Raw genomic sequence first — 9381 nt, 5'->3', positions numbered from 1 at the left:
CGGGCCGCCGCAGGCGTCGCGTGAGCCGCTCGCGCGCGGCGTCCCGGCGGGCGCGCAGGTCCCGGTAGTCCTCGTCGGTGAGCAGCAGCAGTTCCGCGCCGATCATGATCGCCGAGAACGTCACGAGACCCATCATGAGGAGGATGCCGAGGTGCAGGGTGATCCCGAAGCAGATGACGGGCACACGCAGCCGCGTGAGCATCAGGAACGGGAACGCGATCTGGTAGAGGATGGTGGCGTACCCCGCCAGGGTGGACAGCGCGGCGCTGCGGAAGAGCTCCGCGAAGATCGGCAGCGAGAACCACTGCAGCTGCGCGATCTGGTACATGGCGGTCCCGTCGAGCCACGTGGGACCCATCAGCTTGCTCGTCCCGGCGGTGAAGTACACGACGCACAACTGCGCCACGACCGCGTACACGGCGAGGTTGTGCAGGAACACCCGCCAGGCGGGGACGGCCCGCGCGCCCGTCGAGAGGAAGACCATGTACAGCAGCAGGAGCTGCAGCAGGTTGTCGCCGCCGTCGCCCACGGCGGGGTTGCGGGCGTTGAGGATCATGAACGTGGACGCCGCGACGAACGCGGCGAGCCCGCCGCGCCACGCGAACAGCAGCATCAGGCCCGCCGAGACGTGCAGGGCCAGCAGCAGGTAGATGCCGGACGGCCCGTCGAGGAGGCGCTCGATCGGCGCGGCGGACGCGCCGAAGTACGGCGTGAGTCGACCGTGCCCGACGCCCCCCGCGCCCCAGAAGTACGTGGCGAAGGGCAGCTCGGTGAAGGCCCGCCACAGCAGGAAGAAGCCCGCGAACCGCTGCAGCAGGCGGCTCCCGACGAGGTGGACGCGCTCCCGTGGCAGGAGGAGCGTCCGGAGGAACGTGGCGGGCGTCATCGTGAACTCCTGTAGACGGGCGGGGCGGCGACGACGCGCGTGGCGTGGACGCCGAGGTCGTAGTCCTGGGTGCGGGACCGGGCCGTGTGGCGGTCCCGCCACGTCGGCGGCGTCACCACGCGGATCCGCAGCGCGATGCGGCTCACGCGCTCGAAGGGAAGGCGCGTCTCACGGCGCAGGTTGAGACAGTAGACGGACGCGGCGTCACGGACCTGCCCGAGGGCGCGGTCCCGGCTCGCGCGCCGTCCCTTCTTCACGGCGTCGCAGGAGGCGGCGTCACCGCCCTCGCACTTCTTCGCGGCCTCCACGAGGTGGATGGGGAGCTGCACGATGTCGCGCAGGGGATTCTCGATGGTGCGGCTGAAGCGGTCGTACGCGGAGAGGCGGTTGCGCTGGTTCGCCGCCCAGACGGGCGTGAGGATGTCCACCCAGGCGTGCGCGCGTGGCTTCTGGCCGGGCGCGAGGCACTGCACGAGCAGCAGCGTGTCCGTGGAGACCGGATTCGGCGCGAACAGCGTCCAGACCTGATCGAAGTAGGGCAGCATGTACGCGGCGTTGACGCGCCCGAGCAGCGTGCCGTCCTTGAGGACGTTGTTCGGCATGACGTACAGCGCGGTCTGCAGGAAGTGGTTCGCGAAGACCGCGAGCGCGAGGACGCGCAGGGCGAGCGAGAGTCGTGTCCTGAGGCTGGTCATTCCCTCTCCCATGTCTTGGAGGGGGGACGTCGCGCGCGGCCGTCCCCCCGACGAGACGTCCGGTTACTGGTCCGGCGCGCTCCTGCCGAACGCCTGACTCCAGCCGTACGTCGCGGCGCCCCACAGCGCGCCACCGACACCGCCGGCCGCCGCGCCCACGGTGGCGGCGGGCGTGCCGACCAGCGCGGTGTACGTGCCGCCCGCGAGGGCGCCGCCGAGGGCGTTGCCGCCGACGGCGTTGCCGAAGTCACGCCACGTCCAGCTCGGCGCCCGGTTCACGAGCAGCTCCTCCGATGACGCGGACGTCGTGGTTGAGACCGCCACGGCGTTCGTGTTGTTCGAGAGACCCACCGCGGTGATGACCACCGCGAGCGCGAAGGCGAACGAACCACTTTTCTTCATGTCTACTCCCCTCTCTTCTTCAGCGCGGCCACGAGGACCACGATGAGAAGCATGACCACGAAGAACACGTTGCGGAACTTCTGCGTCGCGAAGATCGAGGCGAGGCTGGTCATGAGGAGCAGCGCGATCAGCACCGTTCTCCATCGTGCGTCGATGTTCATGAAGTCACTCTCCCTCTCGTCGCGAGCGCCGCGTCACGTGTTCCGAGAATCAGACCGCAGCAAGGTCCTGCATCATCAGTGTCGCGACGGGAGAGGGGGCCGCTTCACTTCCTGCTCAGAATTCTTTCGCGTTCGCCGTAAACGAACATCCGGTACCGGGCAAGCTTAGTACTGGACGAAGTTCCTGTCAAATTCGTCTATACAGCAAGACAATCGGCGTGAAGTTATTTACGGTTCATCGTGGAATCAAGAAATACGCTCGCGTTCCACAAGGACAAAGAGCAGGGACGGCCCCTCGCTCATGGCTGGGCCGTCCCCGAGTCCTTCCCTGCAACTGTGGCCGTCCAGCCTTTGGCTGCGTACGGACCCGAGCGGTCGGGTCCTCCTGCCTGGGGCGTTGACGTGCCTCTACACTCATGGGCGGGGCGGCCCGGTCCTTATGCCGTGGCCGCCCCAGCGTCCTTCCCTGCAGTTGTGGCCGTCGAGCCTTTGGCTGCGTACGGACCGGGGCGGCCCGGTCCTTATGCCGTGGCCGCCCCAGCGTCTCTACAACTTGTTCAGGCCTGCTGGTACATGATCGCGCGCTTCACTTCCTCGATGAGCTGCGTCACCGGGATCTCGCGCGGGCAGGCTTCCGTGCAGTTGTACGCGGTGCGGCAGCGCCACACGCCCGTGTTCTGGTTCAGGAGGTTCAGGCGCTCCGACGTGCCCTTGTCGCGGCTGTCGAAGATGAAGCGGTGCGCCTGCACGATCGCGGCCGGGCCGAGGTAGCGTCCGTTCACCCAGAAGATCGGGCAGGACGTCGTGCACGCCGCGCACAGGATGCACTTCGTGCCCTGGTCGAAGCGTTCGCGGTCCTCCACGGTCTGCAGGCGCTCGCCCGCCGGGACGGGATCGTCGTTGATGAAGAACGGCAGGACCGCGCGGTAGCTCTCGAAGAACGGGTCCATGTCCACGAGCAGGTCCTTCTCCACCTTCAGGCCACGGATCGGCTCGACCGTGATGGTCCCGCCGTCCTTCGTCAGGTCACGGATGAGGATCTTGCACGCGAGACGGTTGCGGCCGTTGATGAGCATCGCGTCGCTGCCGCACACGCCGTGCGCGCAGGAACGGCGGTACGTCAGGGTGGGCTCCACGTACCACTTCACGTGGTTGAGCAGGTCGAGGACACGGTCGCCCGGCTCGCACTCGACGTTGTAGGTCTCCCAGTGCGGCTTCTTGTCCACTTCGGGGTTGTAACGCAGGATCTTCAGGTTGACGTGCATGGGTCTCCAAACCTCAGTAGACGCGCGGCTTCGGCTCGAACTTGCCGAGCACCACGTTCTTGTAGCCGATGTTCACCTCGCCGGGACGCGACAGGTCGCGGTAGGCCATGGTGTGCTTCAGCCAGTTCTCGTCGTCACGGTCCGGGAAGTCCTCGCGGGCGTGCGCGCCGCGCGACTCCTTGCGGTTCAGGGCGCTCGCCGTCATCGCCTCGGCGACGTCGAGCATGTACCCGAGCTCCATGGCCTCCATGAGCTCCGTGTTGTACTTCGTGCTCGTGTCCGTGACGCTCACGTTGCGGTAGCGGGCCTGCAGTTCCTTCAGGATCTCCACCTGACGCGACATCGTCTCGTCCGTACGGTAGATGGACACGTTGTCCATCATGGTCTCCTGGAGTTCCTTGCGGATGCGCGCGGCGTTCTCGGTACCGTGACCGCTCTTGAGACGCTCGATCTCGTCGAGGGCGGCGCCGTCCGCGCGGGCGGGCAGGTCCTCGAACTGCGCGTCCTGCGCGTACCTCGCGGCGGCGATGCCCGCGCGCTTGCCGAACACGATCAGGTCACCGAGGCTGTTGGTGCCGAGGCGGTTCGCGCCGTGCAGGCTCACGCAGGCCACCTCGCCCGCCGCGTACAGGCCGCGCACGGTCGTGCTGGAGTTCGCGAGGCACTCGCCGTCCACCGTGGTGGGAATGCCGCCCATCGCGTAGTGCGCGGTCGGCTGGATCGGCACGGGCGCCGTCACGGGGTCCACGCCGAGGTACGTGCGGCTGAAGTCCGTGATGTCGGGCAGACGGCCCTCGATCACGTCACGCGGCAGGTGCGTCAGGTCGAGCAGCAGGTAGTCCTTGTCCTTGCCCGCCCCGCGGCCCTCGCGCAGCTCCATGTAGATCGCGCGGCTCACGATGTCGCGCGGCGCGAGGTCCTTGATGCTGGGCGCGTAGCGCTCCATGAAGCGCTCGCCGCTGTCGTTGCGCAGGATGCCGCCCTCGCCGCGCGCGCCCTCCGTGATGAGGATGCCGAGCTTCGCGATGCCGGTCGGGTGGAACTGGTAGAACTCCAGGTCCTCCAGGGGCAGGCCCTTGCGGTAGTAGATGCTCATCAGGTCGCCCGTGAGGGAGAGCGCGTTCGAGGTGATCTTGAAGACGCGGCCGTACCCGCCCGCGGCCAGCACGACGGACTTCGCCTGGAAGACGTGCACCTCGCCCGTGCTGATCTCGTACGCGACGACGCCGCGGCACACGCCGTCCTCGATGATGAGGTCGAGGACCTGGAACTCGTTGAAGAAGGTGGTGCCCGCCTTGACGTTCTGCTGGTAGAGCGTCTGGAGGATCATGTGGCCCGTGCGGTCCACGGCGTAGCAGGCGCGCTCCACGGCGGCCTTGCCGAACTCCTTGGTGTGACCGCCGAACTTGCGCTGCGCGATCTTGCCGTTCGGGAGGCGCGAGAAGGGCAGGCCCATGTGCTCGAGCTCGTAGACGGCGTCGATGATGTCCTTCGCGAAGATCTCGGCGGCGTCCTGGTCGGCGAGGTAGTCACCGCCCTTGACGGTGTCGTACATGTGCCACTCCCAGTGGTCCTCGCTGACGTTGCCGAGGGCCGCGCCGACGCCGCCCTGGGCGGCGCCGGTGTGGGAGCGCGTGGGGTAGAGCTTGGAGATGACGGCGACGGAGACGTTCTTGTTCTTCGCGGCGTACAGGGAGGCCATCAGGCCCGATCCGCCCGCGCCGACCACGATGACGTCGTAACGATGGTGCTGCATGCGTTGACCTCGTTAGATCGAGAACAGCCCGACCGTGCCGAACACGAACAGGGCGGCGATCAGGGTGTAGAAGATGGACTTGACCCAGAAGCGGTTGGGGCGCGACCGGACGTAGTCCTCGATGGAGTAGCGCGCGCCGTTGGCGCCGTGCAGCAGCGACAGCGACAGGATCAGCCAGTCGTACAGCTTCCACGCGGGCTGCTGGAGCTTGAAGACGACCGCGTCGAAGGTCGCGTCCTTCTCGGACACCTGCACGTACGTCATCCAGATGTGCCCGAGGATCAGGAACGTCAGGACGACGCCGCTGATGCGCATGAAGATCCACCAGTTCAGCTCGGCGTTGGTGTGCGACTGCTGTTTCGCGTCGTTGTAGGTCTTGGCGCGGATCATTCAGTAGCCTCCGAGGACGCGCGGAATGACCTTGTACGCTGTGAACGCCATGCCCGCGAGGGTCAGGACGAGCGTGGCGTAGAACAGCTGCCGCTGGTAGACGATGCCGCGCCCCGTCATGTCGAGCAGGATGACGCGCAGGCCGTTGAGCGAGTGGTAGAGCACGCCGCCCACCACGGCGATGAGGCCGAGCCGGAAGAGCGCGAGATCGTAGATCTCGTGGATGCTCATGTAGACCTCTTCGCCGAAAATCATGGAGCCGATGCTGACGATGTGGAGCATCAGGTAGGCCAGGATGGCCAGACCGGACAGGCGGTGGAGCAACCACGCCCACTGCCCTTCTCTGCCTCGGTACATTAGGAGTCCTCCTTGGAAGGAATGAGAGTTGGGAGGCCCTGTTTGAGGCCGGACTTGGTTTGCCTCGCGGGGGCTTTATTTCCGCCCCATAGAATAGCACCCGCGCCCACCGGGATCGGGACGCGGGACTCCCTCCGGAGGCGTGATTGTAGTCCCGAAAACCCCTCCTTCGTGTCCCCGCGGACCGCCTCCCGCGTTCGCTCAAGACGGGGGATTTCTTGACATTTGTGGCGACAGGCGGTAGTCTTTTCAATCGTGCCCAGCCCTGCGGGGCGGCACCAGACCGGGCGCCGCGAGGGCGGCGGGAGGGCCGGTTCCAGCGCACGGGCTGCGCTGAGGAGGTCGCTGAGATGGAACTCTTTGGTTTCGGCCCGCACCTGATGATCGACGGGTACCACGCGAACCCCGAAAAGCTCGCCGACGCCGAGCTCATCCGTCAGGTCCTCGAAGAACTTCCCGCCGAGATGGACATGACCAAGGTCATGACGCCGCACGTGCAGGCCTACGAGGGCTCCACGAGCGACGACGCGGGCTTCACCGGCGTGGTCATCATCGCCGAGTCGCACATCGCCATCCACACCTTCCCGAAGCGCGGCTTCCTCAGCGTCGACGTCTTCTCCTGCAAGGAGTTCGACGTGCAGAAGGCCCTGAACTACCTCATCGAGCACTTCGAGATGGGCCGCTACGACACGCACTTCATCAACCGCGGCAAGGAGTTCCCGAAGGACCTCGCCGAGGTGGAACGCATCGTGAGCGGCGAACGCGAGTACCTCGAAGCGCGCATCGCCTGAAGAGAAGCAGAGACGAACGGAGCAGGAGGTCCTCCTGCTCCGTTCGTGTTCATCCGAGTACGCTCGGAAGCTCGCCCGGGAAGTACTCGACGAGCGGCGTCGCGGCCGTACAGAATCGAACGGGCGGACGCGCCTCGCGTCCGCCCGCCTCCCCGAGTCGCGTTCAGGCCGGGACGGCCCCGCGTTCCAGCATCGTGATCGCCAGCACGGGCGAGTACGTGTCCATCGTGGCGAGCAGGCGCCCGTCCGGGGCGAAGCGGCGCAGCGTCTGACCGCCCTGCCGCACGACGTACAGGTGCCCCTCCGGGTCCACGGTCATGAGCCACGGCGCGTCCTCCGCCTCGCCCTGGAGCAGCTCGATGGGGTACACGACGCCCGTCTTGCCGCCCGACTCGATGCGGCGGATCTTCTGCGCCTGCGCGTCCGCGATGTACACGGTCCCCTCGGTGTCCACGGCGAGGCCGTCGAGCGGGCGGAGCTCCTCGGCCGCGCGGTCCACCTTGAACGCGAGGCGCGACAGGTACCGGCCCTCGCGGGAGAAGCGCTGCACCTGACGGTTGCCCGTGTCGAGGACGTACACGTCCCCGGCGGGACTCGCCGCGACGAGCTGCGGGCGGTCGAAGGTGCCGCGACCCGTGCCGCGTCCGCCGAAGCGTCCGAGGTACTCCCCGTTGGGGCCGTACATGGACACGAAGCAGGTCTCCGCGTCGAGGGCGTAGACGCGCTCGCTGCTCGCGGCGAGGCTGACGGGCTGCAGCAGTTCGCTCTCCCCGAGGCCGTAGCGTCCGAAGGTCATGAGTTCGCGGCCCGCCGCGTCGAGCTTGCGGATCATGCTGGGCACGTTGCCGCCCGCGCGGTACTGCACCACCGCGATGTACAGGTCGCCCGCGCGGGTGGACGCGAGCGCGCTCGGCGCGGCGGGCAGGGCGCCCTCGCCCTGCAGGTCGCGCAGGCTGAGGCGCAGACGGCCCGACGCGTCGAGCAGACGCAGGGCGCCCTGCCGTTCCCCGACGCTGATCGTGACGGCCCACGGGTCGTCGAAGCGCTCGTCCTCCAGGACGCCCGCGTCGATCGCGTCGATGATCTCGTCGAGGGTGGGACGCGCGGCGGGGTCCTTCTCGATCATGTGGAGGATCAGGTCGTTCATGCGGCCCGGCACGTCGAGCTTCACCTGCTTGGGCGGCCGGGCCTGCTCGAAGACCTGCTGGTGCACGACCGCCTCGTAACTGCCCTTGAAGGCGGTGGTGCCCGTGACCATCTCGTAGAACACCAGCCCGAGGCTGTACACGTCGCTGCGGGCGTCCACCTTGTTGCCCTTGGCCTGCTCGGGCGCCATGTAGATGGGCGTGCCGACACGCGCGCCCGTCATGGTGAGGCGCGTCAGGACCTTCCCGACGGCGATGCCGAAGTCCATGAGCTTCACGCCGCCCTCGCGCAGGCGGCCGTCCTTGAAGGCGCCGCGCAGCACCATCACGTTGCCGGGCTTGATGTCGCGGTGCACGATGTTCTGCGCGTGGATGTGACGCAGCGCGTCCGCGATGGCGCGGATGATCTGCACGCTCTGCTCGTAGCTGGGCGGGGTCTGCTCGAGAAGCTGTTCGAGGCTCTCGCCGTCGAGGTACTCCATCGCGATGTAGTGCTCGTTCTCCTCGGCCTTGTAGTCGTAGACCTTGACGATGTTGGGGTGCGCGAGTCGGCGCAGCACCTCCGCCTCGCGGTAGAAGCGCTTGACGAACTTCGCGTCGGCGAGGTACTTCTCCTGCGGCACCTTGAGCGCCACGACGCGTCCGTCGGACTGACGGCGCGCGCGGTACACGCTGCCCATGCCGCCGATGCCGATGCGGTCGAGGACCTCGTACTCGCTGAAGTTGATCTCGGTGGTGCGCGGCCCCGACAGCACGGGCGGCGGAGGCGCCTGCTTGCGGGCGGGGCGGCGCCGCAGGGCGCGGACGCGGGGCCACGCGACCTCGGCGGTGATGACGCTCGCGCCGAGCAGGAGCGCCGCGACGACGAGGGCGCTCTGCGCGCGGTCGGGGGTGCCGAGCGCCGCGACGCCCACGCCGACGGCGGTGACGATCAGCGCGACGGTGACGCCGAGGACCCGTTCGGGCAGACGCAGCAGCAGCAGCAGCGAGACGACGAAGAGTCCCGCGAGCAGCAGCGGACCGCTCACACGGCCCTCCCGGGAAGCGCGAGGGGACGGGTCCGAACCGGAACGGGTCGGACGGGGCGCGCAGTGTCATGGTTGCCGATGTTCAAGCCGGACTCCTTTGCTCTGGCTTCATGGTAACATCACCAGTTTTTCACGCTGTGACAAACCACGAACACTCATATACTGGAGGCGTGGACGTCTGGCCGGAACTGGTGGAGCTGTACGAGTACAAGGTCGCGGACGTGCTCGCCGGGCGCGACCCGCGCGGAGGCAAGCGCTCTCTGGGCGCCCTGCGCGACCGCCTGCTGCTGGGAGACCTCGAATCGCCCCTGCTGAGGCGCTTCCGCTACGCCGACAAGCTCTGGCGCGAATTCACCGTCGCGAGCGCCGTCCCGGCGACGTACGGCACGGTTGAGCGGCCCGAGGGCGGCCGCCCGCACGTGGAGGGCTGGAACCTGCCGGGCGTGGAACCCGCCGACGAGGAGTCCGTCACGCTGGGCACGCTCGCCGCGCACCTGTGGCGCCT

At 67.7% G+C, this 9381-nt stretch carries 10 protein-coding genes and 1 pseudogene; 2 read left to right on the top strand and 9 right to left on the bottom strand.

Going from position 1 to position 9381, the window contains the following annotated elements:
• The 8 genes from DEIPI_RS39340 to sdhC all read right to left on the bottom strand — a co-directional run.
• The coding region (locus DEIPI_RS39340) for an HTTM domain-containing protein (RefSeq protein WP_045233967.1) at nt 1-886 on the bottom strand (886 nt) is incomplete at its 3' end.
• Nucleotides 883-1581: a DUF5819 family protein gene (locus DEIPI_RS35465; protein ID WP_027481580.1), complete on the bottom strand. Its 699-nt coding sequence runs from the start codon at nt 1579-1581 to the stop codon at nt 883-885. The genes DEIPI_RS39340 and DEIPI_RS35465, both read right to left, overlap by 4 nt.
• A 63-nt stretch (nt 1582-1644) precedes the next feature.
• Nucleotides 1645-1983 (bottom strand): hypothetical protein, encoded by a 339-nt coding sequence (locus tag DEIPI_RS29780; RefSeq protein WP_045233966.1) that lies wholly within the window; start codon nt 1981-1983, stop codon nt 1645-1647.
• A 2-nt stretch (nt 1984-1985) separates the two neighbouring features.
• On the bottom strand, nt 1986-2144 hold the full coding sequence (locus tag DEIPI_RS37590) for a hypothetical protein (RefSeq protein WP_157463564.1): 159 nt from the start codon (nt 2142-2144) through the stop codon (nt 1986-1988).
• 557 nt (nt 2145-2701) lie between these two features.
• On the bottom strand, nt 2702-3409 hold the full coding sequence (locus DEIPI_RS0109060) for a succinate dehydrogenase iron-sulfur subunit (RefSeq protein WP_027481579.1): 708 nt from the start codon (nt 3407-3409) through the stop codon (nt 2702-2704).
• Nucleotides 3410-3422: 13 nt separating this feature from the next.
• Nucleotides 3423-5165, bottom strand: a complete 1743-nt coding sequence (gene sdhA, locus DEIPI_RS0109055) for a succinate dehydrogenase flavoprotein subunit (RefSeq protein ID WP_045233965.1) — start codon at nt 5163-5165, stop codon at nt 3423-3425.
• 12 nt (nt 5166-5177) lie between these two features.
• A complete protein-coding gene (locus DEIPI_RS0109050) occupies nt 5178-5555 on the bottom strand; it encodes a succinate dehydrogenase hydrophobic membrane anchor subunit (protein WP_027481577.1) in 378 nt (125 codons plus the stop codon).
• Nucleotides 5556-5912 (bottom strand): succinate dehydrogenase, cytochrome b556 subunit, encoded by a 357-nt coding sequence (gene sdhC, locus DEIPI_RS0109045; protein ID WP_027481576.1) that lies wholly within the window; start codon nt 5910-5912, stop codon nt 5556-5558. It lies immediately after the preceding gene.
• 350 nt (nt 5913-6262) lie between these two features.
• On the opposite strand from sdhC, the gene speD reads away from it, so the two are divergent.
• Nucleotides 6263-6703, top strand: a complete 441-nt coding sequence (gene speD / locus DEIPI_RS0109040; RefSeq protein WP_027481575.1) for an adenosylmethionine decarboxylase — start codon at nt 6263-6265, stop codon at nt 6701-6703.
• A gap of 163 nt (nt 6704-6866) precedes the next feature.
• Here speD and DEIPI_RS0109035 read toward each other — a convergent pair whose 3' ends face one another.
• Nucleotides 6867-8876 (bottom strand): protein kinase domain-containing protein, encoded by a 2010-nt coding sequence (locus DEIPI_RS0109035; RefSeq protein WP_027481574.1) that lies wholly within the window; start codon nt 8874-8876, stop codon nt 6867-6869.
• A gap of 170 nt (nt 8877-9046) precedes the next feature.
• On the opposite strand from DEIPI_RS0109035, the pseudogene DEIPI_RS29775 reads away from it, so the two are divergent.
• Nucleotides 9047-9381 (top strand): annotated as a pseudogene (locus tag DEIPI_RS29775) (hypothetical protein); the annotation flags it as partial.

This window comes from Deinococcus pimensis DSM 21231 (assembly GCF_000519345.1).
Taxonomy (GTDB): Bacteria; Deinococcota; Deinococci; order Deinococcales; family Deinococcaceae; genus Deinococcus_A; species Deinococcus_A pimensis.
Note: the sequence above shows the minus strand (reverse complement) of the source record. Positions and strands in the feature narration are given on the sequence as shown.

Bases quoted from the DNA above. Each gene is read 5' to 3' on its own strand.
- DEIPI_RS35465 (WP_027481580.1), bottom strand. From the start codon at position 1,581: ATGACCAGCCTCAGGACACGACTCTCGCTCGCCCTGCGCGTCCTCGCG.
- DEIPI_RS29780 (WP_045233966.1), bottom strand. From the start codon at position 1,983: ATGAAGAAAAGTGGTTCGTTCGCCTTCGCGCTCGCGGTGGTCATCACC.
- DEIPI_RS37590 (WP_157463564.1), bottom strand. From the start codon at position 2,144: ATGAACATCGACGCACGATGGAGAACGGTGCTGATCGCGCTGCTCCTC.
- DEIPI_RS0109060 (WP_027481579.1), bottom strand. From the start codon at position 3,409: ATGCACGTCAACCTGAAGATCCTGCGTTACAACCCCGAAGTGGACAAG.
- sdhA (WP_045233965.1), bottom strand. From the start codon at position 5,165: ATGCAGCACCATCGTTACGACGTCATCGTGGTCGGCGCGGGCGGATCG.
- DEIPI_RS0109050 (WP_027481577.1), bottom strand. From the start codon at position 5,555: ATGATCCGCGCCAAGACCTACAACGACGCGAAACAGCAGTCGCACACC.
- sdhC (WP_027481576.1), bottom strand. From the start codon at position 5,912: ATGTACCGAGGCAGAGAAGGGCAGTGGGCGTGGTTGCTCCACCGCCTG.
- speD (WP_027481575.1), top strand. From the start codon at position 6,263: ATGGAACTCTTTGGTTTCGGCCCGCACCTGATGATCGACGGGTACCAC.